Annotated in this window: 18 protein-coding genes; all 18 read right to left on the bottom strand. The window is 71.9% G+C overall.

The window, feature by feature from the left end; translation table 11 throughout:
- Nucleotides 1-459, bottom strand: a complete 459-nt coding sequence (locus KBC94_RS13435; protein WP_294370740.1) for a TadE/TadG family type IV pilus assembly protein — start codon at nt 457-459, stop codon at nt 1-3.
- A 167-nt stretch (nt 460-626) separates the two neighbouring features.
- Complete coding sequence (locus tag KBC94_RS13430; RefSeq protein ID WP_294370738.1) at nt 627-1100, bottom strand: TadE/TadG family type IV pilus assembly protein; 474 nt, start codon at nt 1098-1100, stop codon at nt 627-629.
- A gap of 12 nt (nt 1101-1112) precedes the next feature.
- Nucleotides 1113-1574 (bottom strand): DUF3613 domain-containing protein, encoded by a 462-nt coding sequence (locus tag KBC94_RS13425; RefSeq protein ID WP_294370736.1) that lies wholly within the window; start codon nt 1572-1574, stop codon nt 1113-1115.
- Entirely contained in the window at nt 1571-2461 is an 891-nt protein-coding gene (locus tag KBC94_RS13420; protein WP_294370734.1) for a tetratricopeptide repeat protein, read from the bottom strand. Before KBC94_RS13420 ends, KBC94_RS13425 begins: the two co-directional genes overlap by 4 nt.
- Nucleotides 2462-2723: 262 nt before the next feature.
- Nucleotides 2724-3680 (bottom strand): type II secretion system F family protein, encoded by a 957-nt coding sequence (locus tag KBC94_RS13415; protein WP_294370730.1) that lies wholly within the window; start codon nt 3678-3680, stop codon nt 2724-2726.
- Nucleotides 3680-4711, bottom strand: a complete 1032-nt coding sequence (locus KBC94_RS13410; RefSeq protein WP_294370729.1) for a type II secretion system F family protein — start codon at nt 4709-4711, stop codon at nt 3680-3682. The genes KBC94_RS13415 and KBC94_RS13410 overlap by 1 nt, the downstream gene beginning before the upstream one ends.
- Nucleotides 4704-6029: a CpaF family protein gene (locus KBC94_RS13405; protein ID WP_234194434.1), complete on the bottom strand. Its 1326-nt coding sequence runs from the start codon at nt 6027-6029 to the stop codon at nt 4704-4706. The genes KBC94_RS13410 and KBC94_RS13405 overlap by 8 nt, the downstream gene beginning before the upstream one ends.
- Nucleotides 6030-6034: 5 nt before the next feature.
- Nucleotides 6035-7336, bottom strand: coding sequence for a histidine kinase (locus KBC94_RS13400; RefSeq protein WP_294370724.1), 1302 nt, complete (start codon nt 7334-7336; stop codon nt 6035-6037).
- 25 nt (nt 7337-7361) lie between these two features.
- Nucleotides 7362-8693: a type II and III secretion system protein family protein gene (locus KBC94_RS13395; protein WP_366934699.1), complete on the bottom strand. Its 1332-nt coding sequence runs from the start codon at nt 8691-8693 to the stop codon at nt 7362-7364.
- A 46-nt stretch (nt 8694-8739) separates the two neighbouring features.
- Complete coding sequence (gene cpaB / locus KBC94_RS13390) at nt 8740-9744, bottom strand: Flp pilus assembly protein CpaB (RefSeq protein ID WP_294370722.1); 1005 nt, start codon at nt 9742-9744, stop codon at nt 8740-8742.
- 51 nt (nt 9745-9795) lie between these two features.
- Nucleotides 9796-10287 carry a prepilin peptidase gene (locus KBC94_RS13385; protein ID WP_294370720.1) on the bottom strand — a complete coding sequence of 164 codons (492 nt, stop codon included), beginning with the start codon at nt 10285-10287 and terminating at the stop codon, nt 9796-9798.
- 44 nt (nt 10288-10331) lie between these two features.
- A complete protein-coding gene (locus KBC94_RS13380; RefSeq protein ID WP_017759181.1) occupies nt 10332-10514 on the bottom strand; it encodes a Flp family type IVb pilin in 183 nt (60 codons plus the stop codon).
- Nucleotides 10515-11021: 507 nt separating this feature from the next.
- A complete protein-coding gene (locus tag KBC94_RS13375; protein ID WP_294370719.1) occupies nt 11022-12560 on the bottom strand; it encodes a L,D-transpeptidase in 1539 nt (512 codons plus the stop codon).
- Nucleotides 12561-12588: 28 nt separating this feature from the next.
- Nucleotides 12589-13797, bottom strand: a complete 1209-nt coding sequence (locus KBC94_RS13370) for a tetratricopeptide repeat protein (RefSeq protein ID WP_294370717.1) — start codon at nt 13795-13797, stop codon at nt 12589-12591.
- A gap of 138 nt (nt 13798-13935) precedes the next feature.
- The gene (locus tag KBC94_RS13365) at nt 13936-14328 is read right to left on the bottom strand and encodes a hypothetical protein (protein WP_017757397.1); all 393 of its coding nucleotides are present in this window, start codon (nt 14326-14328) and stop codon (nt 13936-13938) included.
- A 72-nt stretch (nt 14329-14400) separates the two neighbouring features.
- A complete protein-coding gene (locus KBC94_RS13360; RefSeq protein ID WP_294370714.1) occupies nt 14401-14787 on the bottom strand; it encodes a hypothetical protein in 387 nt (128 codons plus the stop codon).
- Between the two features lie 176 nt (nt 14788-14963).
- Nucleotides 14964-17543 carry a cyanophycin synthetase gene (cphA, locus tag KBC94_RS13355; RefSeq protein WP_294370712.1) on the bottom strand — a complete coding sequence of 860 codons (2580 nt, stop codon included), beginning with the start codon at nt 17541-17543 and terminating at the stop codon, nt 14964-14966.
- A 14-nt stretch (nt 17544-17557) separates the two neighbouring features.
- A complete protein-coding gene (cphA, locus tag KBC94_RS13350) occupies nt 17558-19807 on the bottom strand; it encodes a cyanophycin synthetase (RefSeq protein WP_294370710.1) in 2250 nt (749 codons plus the stop codon).
- Nucleotides 19808-19889: the final 82 nt, after the last annotated feature.

Here is a 19889-nt window from a genome sequence, read left to right as displayed (position 1 = left end):
TCAGCGAGGCGGCAATGCGACCACCGCCTGACTTGACAGTTGGTCGGGAACCCAGGCGGCCTGCGTCAGCAGCGGCACGGCAGGAAACACGCCACTGGTCGCGTAGGGGTAGTACACGGCAAGGGTGAGGGTGCTCGTGGGGGCGGCTTGTGCAATCTCGATGCGCACGGTGTCGGCGATCCAACGTCGCCGGGTCTCGGTGCTGCCGGACTGCGACAGTGGCGTGATGAGCGAACCCGCGAGCGAGTCGAGCATTGCGTTGCGGATCGCATCCAGGGCGGCGAGCCGCTCCGCTGCGCTGGCGCTGCCGAAGGCGGGCAGCACGCCCACCATGCGCGCACCGTCCTCGGTGGCACGTGAGAGAGCCTGGCGGGTGTAGAGCGCCAGACCGAAGGTCGTCAGGCCATAGAAGCAGAACAGCAGTGCCAGACACACCATCACGAATTCCAGTGCCGCCACGCCCTGTTGCGACGGCCGGCGGTGGCGGACGCGTCGCGAGCGCGCCGGACTTCCGTGGAGCCTGCCGCCGGTGCAAGCGCTTTTTGGCGTGGTTGGGCGGGTGCGCATCGGATCACCTTCGGCTCTGCCTGCGGTGAGCCTGCCTTTCAGAGCGGCCGGGCGGGCGCTCATAGGGCGCGTCCGTCCAGCAGCACCTGCGCCTGGCCGCGCAGGACGTCCGGCATCACCAGCCCGGCCAAGGGCGGGAGAACGCGATTGAGGCCCGATGCCTGCACGGTGACCTGGACACTGCAGCGGCCGGCGGCCGTGGCGTCGCAGAGCGGGCCTTGCGCCAACACGGTCGCACGCACCTCCGGTTCCACGGGCAACCAGCCGCGCGTCCGTGCCAGGGCGACCTCCTGGGCGTGAAGACGTCGCTGCTCCAGGGAGGGCTGATACCGGACGGCGGCCCGCGCCCCATCCTCCGCGGCGTTCTGCAACCCGAAGCGGAAGGTGAACACGATCGCGTAGCACACGATGGTGTAGATGAGCGCAAAGAACAGCAGGAACACCATCGCGTACTCCAGCGAGTACACGCCGCGCTGCACCCGCGCGGCGCGCGGCCGCGTGGCGTGTACGCGAGGGCTGCCCGTTCTCGGCATGTCGGTCGTCGTTCAGCGGGCGCCGCCGGTGGACGTGCCCGTGCCGGTGCCACCCTGGCGCACCGACACAGAGGAGCCGTACCGGTCGGGAATGGGGTGGTTGAAGCTGTTCAGGTAGCGCTCGTAGCTGCGATGCGCCACCTCGCCCGGGATGGGGCGCGGCGTGGCCGAAGCCATCGTGCCGCTACGCTGCAAGGCCAGCAGGCGCTGCGTGGCCGCGCCGACCGGCAGCGCAGGCTGGTCGGTGGCGGCGGCCGTCTCGTCCAGGGCCGCGCCGCTGCCGCCCGAGGGTGCGACCGACGGGGCAGGCACCGGCGCAGCCGTCACCGGCATCGGCGCGACCTGCACGGGCGTCACCTGCCGGCTGTCCGCCGAAGTCGATGCGGCGAGCGGCGCCGCCGAGATCTGGGCCCGGGCCGGTGCGGCCACGAGCAGGCCCAGGAGCAGCAGGGAAAGCGGGGTCGTCTTCGTCATGGCGTCCTTCCGGTGTCGGGGGCGTTGGGCGCGCGCTCGGCGGCGCTCGCGGTGGTGGCCGCGGCGGCCGGTGAAGCCGTCCGCGGCAGGCTGGCGCGGGTGGCGGTGCGCAGGGCCAGGCCGCCGGGCGCGAAGCCGGCCGGCAGGTCGGCGGTGGCCACGGGCGCGCCCCCGCCGGCCAGGTCGCGCCCCGCCTGGCGGATGGCCTCGCGGCTGGCCGGGGGCAGGCGCTGGGCGTCCATCAGCGCGCTCGCCTGATCGGTTCGGCCGCTCGCTTCCAGGTAGAGGGCCAGGTTGGCCTGCACCTGGGCTTGGTCGGGGCGCAGCTGGGCCGCCTGCATCAGCGGCACGCGGGCGGCGTCGATGCGGCCGGCGCGCAGCAAGGCATAGCCCAGGTCGCTCAGCAGCAGGCCGTCGGTGGGCGTGCTGCGGCGGGCTTGCTCCATCAGGCGCGCGGCCTCGGCGAAGTCGCCCTTGCCGCCCGCCAGCAGGCCCAGGCCGTGGTAGCCGGCCGCTTCGAGCGGCGTGCCCACCAGGCGCCGGTAGGCGGCCGCGCTGGCGGCGTCCTGCCCGGTCTGGCGCAGCGCATCGGCACGCAGGCGGGTCGAGGCCGGCGTCACGCCATGGCGCGCTTCCAGTGCGTCCACATGCGCCAGCGAGGCGAACCACAGGCCGTCCTGCTGCATGCGCTCGACCAGGCGCAGGTAGGTGCCCGCGCTGTCGATGGCGCCTGCGCCTTCGCCGGCCGGCACGGCATCGGCGGCAGCCTGTGCGTTCTGCCGCTCGCGCGCCGCGCCGGCGCCCGGGTAGTCCGACCGCGGCGTGCTGCCGCAAGCCGCGAGGCCCAGGCAGAGAAGGCTGAGGGCGATCACGGAAATCCTGTGCATGGGCGACTCCTTTCTCGTGAGGCGACAACAAGCGCCAGCATTGGCACCTGTCGAAGGGCCGCGGAGCAGGCCACGCCAGGGCACACCAGGAACTGGCTTTGCCAGGCCTGCGGGTGCGCCCCCCTCCAAGCCGAAGGCGCCAGAGAGGGGCTGAGGGCCGCGGCTCCAAGCCTGCCTGCGCAGGCTTGGACGTGCCCGAAGAGCAGCCGCCTCTGGCGGCCGCCCGGAGCCGCGAAGCGGCACGGGGGTGTCATCTGGGATGTCATCTCATGCTCCCGACCGAACGGACGATCGCCAGGAAACCGGGGCCTGCGGTGACCACCAGCAGCGCCGGCAGCAGCGTGGTGACCATGATCACGGTCATCTTCACGGTGATGCGGCCGATGCGCTCCTTCATCTCCATGCGGCGGCGCTCGCGCAGCCGCTCGCTGAAGATGCGCAGCGGCTCCTGCACGGCGCCGCCGTGGCGGTCCACCTGCACCAGCAGCATCACCAGGCTGGCCAGGTCCTCGTTGGCATGCAGCGTGGCCAGGCGCTGCAGCGAATGCTCGCGGGTGCGGCCCTGGGCGTACTGCCGGTTGGCGATGCCCAGCTCGAAGCCCAGCACGCGCAGCACATGGTGGAAGTCGGTGGCCATGATCTGCAGGCTCTGGTCCAGGCTCAGGCCCACGCCCTGCAGCAGGCGCAGCAGGTCGACGAAGAGCGGCAGCTCCTGCGCCACCTGTTCGCGGCGGTCGGCCGCGCGCCGCGCCAGCAGCCACTTGGGGCCCATGAAGCCGAGCGTGAAGCCGAAGGCCAGCCCAGCCATCGCCCTGGCCGGCGTCTGGCTGCCTGCCCACGCCATGTAGACCACCACGGGCAGCAGCAGCGCCATGCCCAGGCGCAGCAGCAGGAAGATGAGCTGCGCCCGCACGGCCGGAAAGCCGCACTGGTCGATCAGGCGCCGGTCCTCGTCGGCCACCAGCGCGCGGCCCAGGCGCGTGTCCAGCCAGTGCACCGGCAGGTCGCTGGCGCTGGGGGCGGCCAGGGGCGCATGCAGGCTGGGGTCGCCGGCCTGGCTCAGGCTGGCGCCATGGGCCAGGGCGCGGTCCAGCGCGCGTTCGTGGCGCAGCCGGCGCAGTTCGGCACTGATGAGGGCGGCGCCCAGCACCAGCAGGCCCAGGGCGAGCACCGCGACGCTGAGGGCGGCGAGCAGGGTGGGGCTGAGTTGCTGCGGCATCACAGCCTCGCCACCCGGTACAGCAGCACCGCGCCCAGCAGCTGCAGGCCCGCGCCGCCGAAGACCATCATGCGGCCCGTGCCGTCGTGCCACATGCGCAGGAAGTAGTCGGGGTTGTTGGCGACGATCAGCCCGCCCACGATGAGCGGCAGCAGGCCGAGGATCCAGGCCGACAGCCGGGTCTCGGCCGACAGCGCCTGCAGTTCCTGGTCGGCCTGCTCGCGGTCTCGGATGAAGTGCGCCAGCCGCTCCAGCAACAGGTCTGCCCGGCCGCCGTAGCGCACGCCCAGGCCCAGCACGGCAGCCATCAGGTGCAGCTCCTGCACGCGCACGCTCTCGGCCGTCTGTGCCAGCGCACGGTCCAGGTCCACGCCTGCACGCACCAGGCCGGCGGTGCGCTCCAGGTAGGCCCGCAGCGGCTCGCGCGCACTCGGAATGGCCAGCTGGAAGGCCGCCTGCGTCGAGTTGCCCACCGTGATGAGCCGCACCATCGCATCGATGAAGCCCGGCAACTGGCCCACCAGCCGGCGGCGGAATTTCTGCACCCGCCACCAGAGGAAGAAGGCCGACAGCGGCAGCAGCACGGCCAGTGCCGCGACCACGCCGGGCGCCGAGGCCAGCAGGCCTGCCAGCGACACCAGGATCACCAGCGCCAGCGCGCCCAGGCCGAGCTGGGGCGCCGACACCGCGCCCTGCAGCCAGGGCGGCAGCAGCTCGTCGAGGCGGCCACGGCCGGACGGGCTGGCCGCGGTAGCCGCCTCGGTCGTCGCGGCCCAGGGGTCGACCAGCGTGCCATCGGCGGGTGCGGCCGCCAGCGGCTGTGCACTGGCGGGCGTCGACAGCGGCGCCGGCCGTGCGCGCGGCACGGCGTCGCTGTCGGCCAGCCCGGCGAGCTGCTCGCCCAGGTGGCGCGCGGCGGCGGCCCGGCCCTGGCGCGAGGTCGCCCACTGCCACAGCAGCAGGCCGGCGGCGGCCAGCATCAGGGCCACGGCCGCCAGCAGCAGCAGGCCGATGCGCGGCGACTCAGCCACGGCGGCCCTCCGCCGCGCCCGGCGCGTTGCGGGCCAGGGTCTGGCGCAGCCGCGCGATCTTGGGCGAATGCGGCGCGATGCCCAGCGACACCCAGCGGTCGCGCTCCTCGCCATCGGGCCCGACCTGCGGCTCGTAGCGGTACAGCTCCTGCATGGCGACCACGTTGTCGTTCACGCCCGTCACCTCCGACAGCGACAGGATGCGCCGCTGCCCGCCCGAGAGCCGGCCGATCTGCACGATGAAGTCGATGGCGCTGGCGATCTGCCGGCGCAGGCTCACCTCGCTGCCCTGGTAGCCCGCGAAGCCCGCGAGCATCTCCAGCCGGTAGATGCATTCGCGCGGCGAGCTGGCGTGGATGGTGCCCATGGAGCCGTCGTGGCCGGTGTTCATGGCCTGCAGCATCTCGATCACCTCGGCGCCGCGCACCTCGCCCACGATGATGCGGTCGGGCCGCATGCGCAGGCTGTTGCGCAGCAGGTCGCGGATGGAGACCAGCCCCGCGCCATCGAAGCCGCCCTGGCGGCTTTCGAGCCGCACCACGTGGGCGTTGGCCAGCGACAGCTCGGCCGTGTCCTCGATGGTGATGACGCGCTCGGTCTCGGGGATGAAGGTGGTCAGCGCATTGAGCAGCGATGTCTTGCCCGAGCTGGTGCCGCCCGAGACCAGGATGTTGCAGCGCGCCCGCACCGCCATCTCCAGCACCTGCGCCATGCCGGCGTCGAAGGTGCCCAGCTTGACCAGCTCGGCCGGCGTGAGCGGGTCCTTGCGGAACTTGCGGATCGACACCGACATGCCGTCCAGCGCCAATGGCTCGATCACCGCGTTGATGCGGCCGCCGTCGGGCAGGCGTGCGTCGACCATGGGGTTCGACTCGTCCAGCCGCCGGCCCAGCGGCGCCAGGATGCGGCGCACGATGCGCAGCACATGCTCGTCGTCCGAGAAGCGGATCTGCTCGCGCGTGAGGATGCCGCGGCGCGAGACGTAGACGTTCTTGTGGCCGTTGATCAGCACGTCCTCGACGGCCGGGTCGTTCAGCAGGTCCTCCAGCGGGCCGAGGCCGGCCAGCTCCTTGGTGAGCGCATCGGCCACCAGCTGGATCTCGCGCTCGTTGATGGGCACGCGCTGCAGTCGCACGAAGCTGTCGAGCTCCAGCTCCACGAACTGCTGGATCGAGGCGCGCGACCAGCGGCCGAACTCGGCGCCCAGTTCCTCGATGCGGGTGAGCAGGTGCTCGTGCGTCCAGTTCTTGATGTCCTGGAACTGCTGGGAGCCGACGAAGGCCTGGTCGTCGTCGGCGAACTGGATGTCGGGGGACATGGCGCTCAACCCTCCTTCTTCCACAGGCTGCCGATCTGCTTGCCCAATGCACGCCAGCGGGCCGGCGACGCGGCGGCGCTGCGCGGTGCGTTGGCGCCCGGGCCACCGCCGGGCAGCGATTCGCGCAGGCCACGCGCCATCGCGGCCACCGCCTGGGTGTAGGCATCGCTGCGCGCGGTGCGCACCAGCATCTCGCCGCGGCTGGCGGCGGCATTGAGGGCGGCGGCCCGCGCCGGCACCACATGGGCCAGCGGCAGTTCGAGCCGCGCGGCGATCTCGCGCGCCGAGAGCTCCACATGGCTGTCGAACTTGTTGACCACCAGCGCGAAGCCCTGCAGGTCCACGCCCTTGGCCTTCAGGTCCTTGAGCAGTGCGGCCGTGGAGACGATGGCGCCGATGCTCTGGTCGCACACCACCCACACGCGGTCGGCCTCGCGGGCGGTCTGGGCGATGAAGTCCACCGACGAGAAGCCGCCCAGGTCGGCCACCTGCAGGTCGAAGAAGTCGGCCAGGCGGCGGATCAGCTGGGCCGAGTCGGCATGCGAGATCTCGCGCACCTGCGCCAGGCTGGCCGGCAGCGGCAGCAGGGCCACGCCGCTGTCGTGGTGGGCCAGCGCGGTCTGCAGCAGCGTGGGGTCGATGCGGCGCAGGTTGCGCACGCCGTCCACGAAGCTGAACTCGCTGGGCGTGTCCAGGTAGAGCAGCGCATCGCGCGCCGGCAGGCCCAGGTCGAGCAGGGCGACGCCCCGGCGTTGGGTGGCCGCGGCGTTGCGCGGTGCGGCGCCCGGCGGGCCTCCCAGTTGCTCCTGCAGCAGCAGGGCCAGGCTGGTGGCGAGCGTGGTGGTGCCGACGCCGGCGCGTGCGCCCAGCAAGGCGATCGTGCCGCCGCGCACGGTGCGCTGCGTGGCGGCGCGCCGCTGCATCAGCGCGCGCAGCGTGACCTGCGCATCCTCGGCGGCGCCGGCCAGGTCGATGAAGTCGTCCACGCCAGCGCGCAGGGCGCCGAGCGTGGCGGCGGGGTCGGTGGCCAGGCCTGCGGCGGCCACCGGCAGCGCGGGCCAGTCCTGGCGCAGGCGCTGCAGCAGGGCGGCCGCGTCATCGGCCCCGCCGCCGCCGAAGTCGATCAGCACGGCCTGCGGCGCCAGCATGCCGATGCGCTCCTCGATGCCCGCGCCCGCGCGCAGGGGCACGACCACGCCCTGGCCCGCCAGCGCGTCGGTCATCCAGGCCACGCGTGCCGGGTCGGCGCACACGAACACATAGGTGGCGGTGCCAGCGTCGGGAAAGCGGTCGCGCGGGGCGTTCATGGCGCTGTCTTCGTTCACGAACGGCTCATCGCGAGAAGCCGGGCAGGCTCGTGCTGCCGGGCACGTTGCCGGTGAAGATCGAGCGCCACACCGGGCCGTCGCGCTGTTCGTTGGCGCCGGGCAGGTAGGGCGACAGGTCGGTGCCGCGGGCGATGGGCCGCACGAGGTGCGGCGTGACCACGATCACCAGCTCCTTCTCGCTCATCTGGTAGCGGTTCTGCTTGAAGAAGGTGCCCAGCACGGGAAGGTCGCCCAGCAGCGGCACCTTGTCGGCGTTGGAGCTGGTGCTGCGGCTGACCAGCCCGCCGATGATGAAGCTTTCGCCGTCGCCCAGCTCCACCGTGGTATCGGCGCGGCGCGTGGTGATGGCCGGCACCGGCACGCCATTGAGGCTCAGGGCGTTGGCATAGTCGAGGTCGCTGGCCTCGGGCGCCACCTTGAGCGCGATGCGGTCGTCGCCCAGCACCGTCGGCGTGAGCGTCAGGCCGATGCCGAAGGGCTTGTATTCGATGGAGGTGGTGCCGAGGCCCTGCGGCACTGGGATGGGCAGTTCGCCGCCCGACAGGAAGCTGGCGCTCTGCCCCGAGAGGGCCACCAGCGTGGGCTCGGCGAGCACCCGCGCCAGGCCGTTGCCTTCGAGGAAGCCCATGTTCACGCCGATGCCGGCGCGGCCGAAGTTGAACAGCAGGTTGAAGGCCTGCGACAGCGGGTTGTTGGCGTCGGTGGTGAGCGAGCCGTCGCTGTTGTAGGTCGTGCTTCTGAGCGAGGTGGGCGTGAACACGCCGAAGCTGAAGCCGTGCGAGTTGGCCCGCGTGCTGAAGATGTTGAGCCCGGCCTGCTTGAGCACGCTACGGTTGAACTCCACCACCTTCACGTCGACCTGCACGGTGTGGCTCCCGACCTGCACGCTGGAGCGGTCGGTCAGCGCGGCCTTTTCGGGGAAGGCGGCGAGGGCGGTCTCACGCGCCTGACGGTGCTCCGGCAGGCTTTCGCTGCGGCCTTCGAGCACGGCGGTGCGACGCTGGACCTCGATGGCGTAGGTGCGGCCGGCAGCTTTGCCCTTCTCCCACACGATCAGCGAGGTGCCTCCTGCGGCCTTGCCGGTGATGACCAGCCGCGCCGCCGGCGAGCCTGGCGTGCGGCGGGCGATGGTGACGCCGGCCACCGACTCGTCGGCAATGGCGATGCGCTCCACCGCGCCGTCGAAGACCAGTTCCTTCTGGGTGCCCATGGTCAGCACCATCCGGGCCGGGTCGGCGGCTGGCGTGAGCGCCAGGGCCGTGGGCGCGGCCGCGGGTGCGAGCAAGGCGACGGCCAGCACGGTGGGGATCGGAAGGCGGCGGGGACGCAGGCGCATGGTCGTGGTCGGTGAGGGGCGGGCGGTGGGCGGGGCCATGGCGCGATCAGTAGCGCACTGTCTCGCGACGGTCGCCGCGGATCACTTCCACCTCCAGGCCGGCCGGGGTGGGGCGTGTGCCGGAAGAGGCCGGGGCGGCGGCCACGGTCCGGCGCGCGGCCCGGTTGCCGCCATTGGCGAGGTCTTCCACGGCGAGGCCGGCCTGGGCGCGGTCGATGCCGTCCAGAGGCGCGCGGGCCTTGTCGCCGCGCGCGGCGGGCAGCGGCTGCACCGCAGGCGGCAAGTCGGCGAACAGGCGCGGATCGGGCTCGGCAGTGTCGGCCGGATTGCGCAGCGCCAGCAGCAGGCGGCCGCTGTTCTCGACCAGCACCAGCCGGTTCACGTCGGCCACGGGCACGGCCAGCACGGCGGTGCGGGCGGCTTCCACGCGCTGGCCGCCGGTGGATGCGCTGGTCGCGCTGTTGACGCGGCCGTTGCCGCCCTCCGCACGGCTGGCGTTGCCGTCGAGGGAGGCCTGCCCGAAGGCCAGCACGCGCAGGCGCGCGAGCAGCAGCCGCGCCTGGCTTCGCTCGATGTCGCGGCCATCGGCCTTGAGGGTGAAGAAGACATCCACGTAGTCGCCGGGCGTCACGCGGTTGCCGACGCCGATGACCTCGTCCACCTTGACGGCCACGGCGCGCTCGCCCTCGGCCAGCTTGAGGGCGAGGCCCGTGCTCAGCTGCGCTTCGAGCACCGGCGTGCCGGCACCCAGGTCCAGCACCGGCACGCGGCCGGCCACGTCGGCCGTGGTGCGGAAGGCGCCGGCGGGGTCGATGGGCAACTGCGCCAGCTGCAGCGCGTCGGCGGAGATCGGCTGGCCGGCCGGCACGGCCTTGCTCGTCACCACCACCGCATAGGTGGCGGCGGGCGCGGCGGTGGCCGGGGCGCTGGCGGCGGGTGCCGCCGCCGTGCGGGCGGGCGCCGGGTTGCGGCTCAGCAGCCACGCATACACCGCCAGCGCCACGGCCAGCAGCACGAGGAGAACGGCCAGGATCTTGGAGAAGCGGAGCATGGCGGGCGGTTCAGTTCGGATCGAAGGGGACGCGGCCGGCGTACGCCCGGCTCATTGCGGCACCCGCCATGCCAGCCACCCGAGGGTGGCCAGCGCCAAGTAGGCGGCGTAGGGAATCGGCCGGCGGGCCGAAGGCGATGCCGTGCCGTCCGCCTCGCGGCCGGAAAGCGCCAGCATCAGCCGGGGAGAAAGGGGCCAGCGCCGCAGCACGAGCACGGCCAGCGCATGGGCGAAGGCGAGCAGACTGCCGACGATGGCGATCGGCGCCAGCGGCGCCAGGCCCACCCACAGGCCGAGCGCGGCGGCGAACTTGACGTCGCCGGCGCCCATGAGGCGCAGGGCGTAGAAGGGAAGCAGGACGGCGAAGGCCGCGCCCGAGCCCACGAGTGCCGCAGGCCAGTCCAGGCCCGGCAACGCGGCGCCGAACGCCAGCGAGAGCAAGGCGCCCACCACGCCGGCCAGGACCAGCAGGTTGGGCACCTTGCGCCAGCGGAGGTCGCAGAAGACCGCACCGGCGAGCCACAGCAGGAGGAGGGGCTGCATGGGCGAGGCGACGCGTTCTTGAGCAGCGGACCCTTCCAGGAGGCTCACGCGCCCGTTGTGGCGACAGTCTTGACCTTGGTGAAGATGGCTTCCAGCGTGGTCTGGACGGCGCCGTCGGTGCCGAAGATGGCGACCAGCATCAGGGCCATCAGGCCCGCGATGATCCCGTACTCGATGGCGGTGGCGCCTTCTTCATCACGCAGAAAACGAACGATTGCAGCTTTCATGGTTGACCTCGCAAAGTGGTAGCAGAACGACAGGGGCCCGAAGGCGAGTTCATGCTAGGTTCCGGTAACTTCCTGTATCAATAAGATGGAAGTATTCACATTTGCGAGGCCGTCCGAAGCCGTCACTGCGGGGGCCTCAGCCATCCGCCATCGGCTGCATCAGCCAAACGGATGAGTGCTGATTTTCAAGTTGTTGAAATCAAAAGAAAAATTTTTCCTGAATTGCAGCTGAATAGAGTGCACCGAAAAGGTGCATTCCGGAAATCGCCCAGTTACGGCCGTGTCACGCGAGGCGTTACGTAACGCGCTTTTTGACATTCAGGCCACAAAGCAAGGGAAAACGTTGAATAGTTCACGCCCACGCCGTAGGGGTATTGGGCGTGGTCAGCTGCTGCTGGAAGGGTGGACACAGCCGGTCGATGCAGACGGAACGCCGTGCGCCGAGCGCGGCGGGCGCATCGCGCCGCGGTGGGAGCGCCTGTGACCAGCCCTCGCGGGCCGCGGCGGTCAGCCCAGGATGTCTTCGTGGAAGAGCTTCCAGCTGTCCGGGGTGCGCACCCAGTACTGGCGGCGGGTGCGGCCGGTGCGTTCGCCGGCGACCACTTCGCCGAAGGTGGCGACCACCGTGTCGCGCTTGTCGTGCCACATCAGCACCGACGTGTCCTTGAGCTGGATGCTGCGGCCCTGGGCGGTGGCCAGTTCCTGGCGAAGCACGTTGTCGATGGGGACAGTGACCGGGCCTCGGCGGCCGGCGCGCTGGTATTCGGTGGCGTAGAAGCTGCGCAGCCGCTCCTCGTTGCCGCCGCTGCGGGCCTGCAGCCAGGCGCTCAGCGCCGTCTCGAAGGGCTCGGCCAGCGTGCGCACCTTGGGCGGCGCCACCCAGTCCAGGCTGCGGGCGATCACGACCGGCGTGGCGCCCACCTGCACCTTGCGCAGGATCTGCTTGAGGTCGGGGTTGGACAGCACCACGCAGCCGTCGCTGGCCTGGGGTGGCCGCGAGAACTGCTCGGGCGGCGTGCCGTGCAGCCAGATGCCGCTGCCCGTGCGCCCCAGCATGTTGTCGTAGGGGTTCGGGTAGTTGATGGGCAGGGCGCCGGCGCCGTAGAAGTCCTTCAGCGTGCGCGGATCGAGGTTGCTGGTGACGTAGTACACGCCCAGCGGCGTGCGGGCGTCGCCTTCGACGAGCTTGTCCGTGCCGGCCTTGCCCACCGAGATGTAGTAGTCCGCGGCCAGTTGCAGGCCGTTGGCCGTGTTCTCCAGCAGGTACAGCCGCGAGCGGGAGGCGTCCACGGCAATGGCATAGCGGCTGCGTTGCGACAGCGCCAGGAACTGCGAGGGGACGGTGCCCGGCGGTGGCCGGTCGCGCAGGGCCTGCAGGCGGCGCCGCGATTCCTCGTGCAGCTCGGTCAGGGCAGGGTTGCCGCGCAGTCGGGCCAGGCTGGCCGCGTCCGCCAGGGCGGCGTTGGGCGGCACGCGGGTGGCCAGCAGGTCGCCGTACACCAGTTGCGCGAGCTGGAAGTTGGGGTAGGTCTTGACCAGCGCGCGGGCCTTGTCCAGCGCCTGCTGCGTTTCGCCGCGGCCGAATAGCTGGTAGACCTCGATCAGTTGGGCCTCTGCCGCACCCCCCGCCTGCAGGATGGGACCGGCGTCGTTGGGCGCGCTCGGCACCGCGGACGCGTTGGCGGGCTGTACCGTGCCCATGGCGGGCGGATGGGCCACCACGCGGCTGGTGGCGGCGGCAGTGGCCACCGTGGCCGCAGCGGCCGGAACAGCGGCGCGGGCTGCCGCCCGCACGGGCGTGCGCTCCGTGCGGCGAAGCGCCGTACGTCCTGCGGGGGCGGCTGCCGCGGCGCGGGAAGGCGCGGCGCGCGCAGCTTCCTTCTTGGAACGGGCGGCGGGCGCCGCGACGGACTTGGCGGGTGCCTTGCCCCGGGCGTGGCGCTCCGCGGGAGCGGCCTGTGCCGCCATCGGCAGGGATGCTGCGAGCAGGCCCGCGGCCCACAGCCAGGCCGTGGAGGGCTTCAGGGAACTGGAGCGGTCCGCCAAGATCGGGCGCCGTTGCGTGTCGCCGGCCTCAGCCGCCGACGGTTTCCTTCACGATGCGCCACTTGCCGTGCACACGCTGCATCTCCAGCGTCTTGCGGCTGCTGACGTTCAGGCGGTCGGCGCGATAGCGCTGGCGGAACTTGGCGGTGGCCTTGTCACCCTGTACCTCCACGTTCAGGCCTTCGACCTGGACGGTGATGCTGCTCTTGCCCACGATGCGGGCACGGCGCTCCTTCTCCCAGGCGGCGCGGCTGGCGCCGTCGGCTGGATCGAAGTTGGGGGCATAGGCGGCCAGGTAGCCGTCCATGTCCTGCTTGGACCAGGCGCTGGCCCAGGCATTGACGGCCGAGGCCACATCGGTCTGGGCGGCGCTGCTGGCATCCGGCTTGGCGGCGGGCGAGGGTTCGGCGGGCTTGGGCGCCGGGGCGGCAGCGGGCACAGGCGCCGGTGCCGGCACTGCCGCAGGAGCCGGTGCGGGCGTCGGTGCCGCAACCGGTGGCTTGGCGGGTGCGGGTGCCGGAGGCGCGGGGGCCGGCTCTGGGGCCTTGGCGATCACCGTGGGAGCCGGCGCGGGCGGTGCCTTCGCCACGACCGCCGGTGCAGGGGCGGGCGTCGGAGCGGCCGCGGGCGCTGCGGCCGGTGCCTTGGCCACCGTCGTCGGTGCGCCCTTGCCGGCCAGAAGGGCCGCGCTCGGCGTGGTGAACAGCGTGCGGATCACGGCCAGCTTGGGCTGCACGGCGGCGTTGCTCTTGTCGAGCTGCAGCGCCTTGCCATAGGCCTCGCTGGCGAGCCGGGCGTACACGTCGCCCAGGTTCTCGTAGGCCGTCGCGTAGCTGGAGTTGGTGCGGATGGCCCGCTCGAGCACGCCGCGGGCCTTGTCGAAGTCGCCCTGGCCGGCGTAGATCACGGCCAGATTGTTGTACGGCTCGGGCAGGTTGGGCGCGTCTCGGGTGAGCTGCTCGAAGATGGCGATGGCCTCGGGGCGGCGCCCGGCCTCGAGATTGGCCACGCCCTTGAGGAAGCGCATCTGCAGGTCCTGGGGCTTCTCGCGCAGGAACTTGTCGGCCTGGGCGAGGCCTTCGTCGAACTTGCGCTGCTGGATGAGCTGTTCGACGTTGTCGTACTCGTCCGCCCAGGCGGCCGCGAAGGGCAGGGCGCAGGCCAGCGCAACGGCCAGCAGACGCGACGGGATGCGGGAAGCGGATCGAGGCGGCTGGGCGGCTGCGGTCTTGGACATGCGGGCAGGGGCTCTATCGGAACCGGCGGATTGTAGTGTCGCCCTTCCACGCATTGTTTACTTTTATCCACACATGAACGCCCCTTTCCTGTTGCCATCCGCAACGGGAAAGGGACGTCGTGAGGAAGGCGGGCCCGCTCAGCGGGGCATGCGGGTCGGCGGCAGGGTGGTCACGGTTTCGCGGATGAGTCCGCCACCGAGCACGCTGCCGTCGATGGTGGTGTCGCCTTGACCGGTGACGCGCGCCTCGCAGGCCGCGCGGTCCACGCTGGTCTGGTGAAGCTGGCAGCGGGCCAGGGCGTTGCGGCGGTAGGTGTCGGCGTTGGCGCTGCTCAGGTTGCCCTGGCGGGCGGCCTGTGCGGCGGCGCCCGCCTCGCGGATGCAGGCGGCGCGGTCCTGCTGAATGTGGCCGCACATCGCGCGCTCCTGGCTGTACGTGCCGCTGTCGGCGGCTTGAGCGAAGGGGCTTGCGAACAGGGCCCCGGTGGCGAGGGCCAGTGCGAAGCCGGCGTGACGAAGGGTCTTCTTCATGGCGTTGCTCCTGGTGAGTGTTGACAGGAAAGGAATGGAATCAGCGTGCTGCGGAAGACGCCTTGACGGGAATCAAGGTCGGGGCGTGGCAGGCGCCGCGGGGATGGGCGTGACGGTTTCGCGGATGATCCCGCCGCCCATCACGCTGCCTTCGGTGGTGGTCGTTCCCGCACCGCTGCCGCGCACCCGCGCTTCGCAATCCGCGCGGTCGGCCGCGGGCTGAAGCTGGCAGCGCGCCATCGCGTTGGCACCGGCGTTGCCTTCCACAGGGGTGGTCAGTCCGCCGCGGCGGGCTTCCTCGCGCGCCGCGCCGGCCTCGCGGCGGCAGGCGGCGGAATCCTGGCGGCTGTCGCAGTCGGGAGCGGGCTGTGCCCAGGCCGTCCAGGCCGAGGCGGCCAGGACGACGGCGAGGCCGCCACGGAGCGCGGATTGGCGCCAGGCACGGGTGGAAAAGGTCATGGGCACATCCAGTCGCCCTGTGAGGGGCGTCGTTGTTCGATGCCCTGGACTATCGGCAGGCCCTCCGTCGCCCCGCTGTGGGACGCGGCTGCGAGCCCATTCGCGCCGACGGCGACCGCCGGTGTCGGACAGGTCGCACGCCGCCCCCGACCGTCTGCACGGCCGGAGGTTGCCCCTCAGTCGGCTTCCGCGATGCGCTGTGCCAGATGCGCCAGCGCCTCTTCGACCTGATCGACGAGGATCAGGGACAGGTCGCCCGGCGCCAGCCGCTCCAGCGCCGCGTCGATGGCCAGGAACTCGCCGCGGATCTCTTCCACATGCGCGGTGCGGCGGGCGCCCTGCAGGCCCTGTCGCAGCAGCGCGATCACCTCGCCATCGGCCCGGCCGCGCTGGGCGGCGTCCTGGTAGAGGATGACGTCGTCGAAGGCGGCGCCGAGGATGGCGGTCTGATCGCGGATGTCCTCGTCGCGGCGGTCGCCGGCACCGCTGATCACCACCGACCGGCGCTTGGCCGGCAGCGTCTCGATGGCCGCCACCAGCGCCTTCATGGCGTCGGTGTTGTGACCATAGTCGGCGATCACCGTGGCGCCCTTGTAGTCCATCACGTTGAAGCGGCCCGGCACGCCGGCCGCATCGTTCTTGAAGCTGGCCAGGCCGCGGCGGATGGTGTCCCAGTCCAGGCCCACCGCCCAGGCCGCGGCAACCGCGGCCATCACGTTCTCGACCTGGAAGGGCAGGGTGCCGCCACGGGTGATCGGCACGTCGCGCAGCGCGACGCGCTCGCGCCAGGCGCCTTCGGCGGCGATCAGCGTGTCGCGGTCGACATAGACCGTGCGCTTGCCCTGGGCCCGGTGCGTCGCCATGACGGGGTGCTGGCGGTCGGCCGCGAAGTAGATGACATGGCCCGGGCAGGCGCCGGCCATCGCCGCCACGTGCGGGTCGGCGGCGTTGAGCACGCCCCAGCCGCTGGGCGCTACGTTGCGCACGATCACCCGCTTGACGGCGGCGAGGTCCTCCACCGTGTGGATGTAGTTCATGCCCAGGTGGTCGCCACTGCCCACGTTGGTCACCACGGCCACGGTGCAGCGGTCGAAGCCCAGGCCCTCGCGGAGGATGCCGCCGCGCGCGACCTCGAAGACGGCGGCTTCGACCTCGGGATGCAGCAGCACGTTGCGTGCGCTCTTGGGGCCGCTGCAGTCGCCGCTGTCGGTCTGGCGGCCGTTGACGTAGACGCCATCGGTGTTGGTCATGCCGGTGACCATGCCGCTGGCCGCCAGCAGGTGGTTGATCAGGCGTGTCGTGGTGGTCTTGCCGTTGGTGCCGGTGACTGCGATGACCGGCACGCGCCCGTCGTCGCCGTCGGCGTAGAGCTGGTCCACGATGGCCTCGCCCACCGGCCGGCCGCGGCCGAAGGAGGGGCTGATGTGCATGCGCAGGCCGGGCGCGGCATTGACCTCGACGATGCCGCCGTGCTGCTCCTCCAGCGGGCGGATCACGTTCTCGCAGACCATGTCCACGCCGCAGATGTGCAGGCCCACCATCTGCGCCGCATCGACCGCGCGGGCGGCAATCTCGGGATGGACGGTGTCGGTCACGTCGGTGGCCGTACCGCCGGTGGAGAGGTTGGCGTTGTTGCGCAGCACCACGCGCTGGCCCAGGGCCGGCACGCTGTCGGGCGTGAGGCCCTGCGCCTCCAGCCGGCCGAGGGCGATGTCGTCCAGCCGGATCTTGGTGAGCGAGGTGGCATGGCCTTCGCCGCGGCGCGGATCCTGGTTGACCACGTCGACCAGTTGGCGCACGGTGCTGTGGCCGTCGCCGATGACCTGCGGCGGGTCGCGCCGGGCGGCGGCGATCAGGCGGTCGCCGACCACCAGCAGGCGGTAGTCGAAGCCGGGCAGGAATTTCTCGACCAGCACCTCGCCGTAGTGCGCGGCAGACGCATAGGCGGCGTCGAACTGCTCGCGGGTGGCGATGTTGACCGTCACGCCCTTGCCCTGGTTGCCGTCCTGCGGCTTGGCGACCACGGGCAGGCCGATCTCCAGCGCGGCGGCCCAGCCGTCGTCCGCGCTGCTCACCGGCCGGCCCAGCGGCACCGGCACGCCGGCCGAATGCAGCAGCTGCTTGGTGAGTTCCTTGTCCTGCGCGATGGATTCGGCGATGCCCGAGGTGGCGTCGACCTCGGCGGCCTGGATGCGGCGCTGGCGTACGCCCCAGCCGAACTGCACCAGGCTGCCGGTGGTCAGGCGCCGGTACGGAATGCCGCGCGCAACGGCCGCATCGACGATGGAACCGGTGCTGGGGCCCAGGCGCTCGTCCTCGTCCAGCTCGCGCAGCTCGGCGATGGCGGCGGCGGAGTCGAAGCTGCCGCTGCCGTGCGGATCGAGGGCGGCAGCGAGGAGTTGCGTGGCCATCTCGACCGCGCGGCGGCCGACGGCCTCCTCGGTGTACTGCACCGCCACCAGGAAGATGCCTTCCTCGCGGGCCCGCGTGGTGCGGCCGAAGATCACCTCGCAGCCGGCCTGGGCCTGCAGCGCCACGGCGGCGTTCTCCAGCACATGGGCGGCGCTCAGGGGCTGGCCCAGCACCACCGGGTGCAGCTCGCCGATGGTGGGAAAGAGGGCGCGCAGCCGCGGCTCGAAGCCGGGGATCTGCTCGACGGCCTGCTCGACGGCGCTGCACGAGACGACCAGCTCGATGCAGGTGTGGCGGCTCCAGAGGTTGGGGCCGCGCAGGGCGCGGGTGCGGATGATGTCCATGGGGCGATCTCGTCTCAGGCGAGTTGCAGCGAAGCGGCGGGCTGGCTCTGGTCGAGCTGCAGCGAAGCGGTGGCCAGCTGAAGGTCGGCCTCGAAGGCCTCGATGCCGGCACCGATCAGGTTCAGCGGAATGGCCATGGCCCAGGCGGCGGCCACGGCGGCCAGCACGCTCTCGATGCCGACGCCGGCATGGTGGGCGCTCCAGACCGTCAGGCGGCCCAGGCCGGGGAGGAAGGATTCGCTGGTGCCGTGGGCGAGCACGATGCGGTCCTGCCGCACGGTGACCACCTTGCCGCCCGCAGCCATGTGCGCGGCGAGGGGCGCGGCGTGCGGATCGGCGGCGTACAGGATCACGTCGCCATCACACAGCGGCGCCATGCCGGCCACGCGCGCATCGGCGGCGTTGAGCACGGCGGTGCCGTAGTCCAGAACCACATCGACCTGGGTGCGCAGCACCTTCACCATCTGGTCGCTCTCGGCGATGTCCTCGTGGGCGAGCTGCTCGGCGCCCTCCAGGTCGGTCACGATGCCGATCTCGCAGCGGTCGTAGGGCAGGCCATCGGCCAGGATGGTGGCGGCGCCGTTCTCGATCACCACCGCCTCGACCTGCCGGTTGACCAGCAAGCGGCGGCCGGCGGCCCAGTGGGCGCTGTCGCGGGTGTCGACGCGCCGGCGGTCCAGGAACAGGCCGTCGCGGCAGGCCAGGCCCACATGGCGGCCCGAAAGCCCCACCAGCCAGGCCACCAGGCGGGCCAGCACCGCGTTCTCGCGCGAGCCGGCCACGCCGACCACGGGAATGCGGCCGGGCCGCTCGTCGTCGGATTCGGGGAACAGGTGATCGCAGATGGCGCGGCCCACCGGTCGCGGCGAGCCGACGGCGGGCTTGAGGTGCATCAGCAGGCCGGGTCCGGCGTTGACCTCGACGATGGCGCCGCCCTGCGACTGCAAGGGCCGGCCGACGTCCAGGCAGACCAGGTCGATGCCCGCGATGTCCAGGCCCACGGCACGTGCGGCCAGGGTGGCCGCGTAGGCGACTTCGGGGTGGACCTGGTCGGTGCAGTCCACGCCCAGATTGCCGTTGCGCTGGATGATGACCTCGCGGCCTGCCTCCGGCACCGACTCGCCCGTGAGGCCCTGCCGCTGCAGCTCCAGCTGCAGCTTGGCGTCGGTGGCCAGCACGATGAGGTCGAGCGGGAATTCCTCTTCCGCGCCGCGGCGCGGGTCGCTGTTGAGCTGGCTCTCGATCAACTCGGCCACGGTGGACCGGCCATCGCCGGTCACGGTGATGATCTCGCCCCGCGCGGCGGCGACGACCTCGCCGCCCACCACGAGCAGCCGGTGCTCCTGCCCGCGGACGAAGCGCTCCACCATCACGCCGCTGCCCTCGGGCTCGGCCACGGCGAAGGCGGCCAGCACCTCGTCGCGGGTGCGCAGGTCCAGCGAGACGCCGCGGCCATGGTTGGCATCCACGGGCTTGACGGCCACGGGCAGGCCGATGTCCTCGGCGGCCTCCCAGGCCTCTTCGGCCGAGCCGACTTCCTGGCCTTCGGGCACCGGCACGCCGCAGCTGGCCAGGAGCGACTTGGTCAGCTGCTTGTCGCTGGCGATGGATTCGCCGATGGCACTGGTGTGGTCGGTCTCGGCGGTCCAGATGCGCTGCTGGCGGGCGCCATGGCCCAACTGCACCAGGTTGCCGCTGTTCAGTCGCAGCGAAGGAATGCCGCGGTCGACGGCGGCGGCCACGATGGCGGCCGTGCTCGGGCCCAGGTAGCACTCGTCCACCTTGGCCTTGACGGCGGCGACGGCCTTCTGCACCTCGGCGGCGTCGTAGGCATCGCCGTTGATGGCCGCCATCAGCAGCCGGTGGCCTTCATGCAGGGCGGTGCGGGCGACCTGCTCCTCGCGGGCGCGGAACACCATGCGGTAGACACCATGCTTCGACGTGCTGCGCGTCTGGCCGAAGCCGGTGGGCATGCCGGCCAGGTTGAGCAGCTCGATCACCACATGCTCCAGCACATGGCCGGCCCAGGTGCCTTCGGTCAGCCGCTGCAGGAAGCCACCACGCTCGCCGACGCCGCAGTGGTGTTCGATCAGCGCCGGCAGCAGGGCCGTCAGCCGCTCGGGAAAACCCTCGATCTTGTTGGAGGGAAAGTCTTCCAGCGGGCCGAGGTCCAGCCAGGTCTCCAGCACGGGGCGGTAGGTCCAGACGTTGGGGCCGCGCAGGTAGCGGATGCGCAGCAGGCGGATGTCGTCGAAACGGGGCATGGATGCGTTGATAGGCGTTCGATGGAAGCGGGCAGGGGCGCCGTCCGGCGTGCCCGGGTCAGTGGAGAGAATCGGCGCCCGA

The sequence above is a fragment of the Pseudacidovorax sp. genome (genome assembly GCF_017991995.1).
In the GTDB taxonomy this organism is placed as follows: Bacteria; Pseudomonadota; Gammaproteobacteria; order Burkholderiales; family Burkholderiaceae_C; genus Xenophilus.
This window is presented reverse-complemented; position numbering and strand designations above follow the sequence as displayed.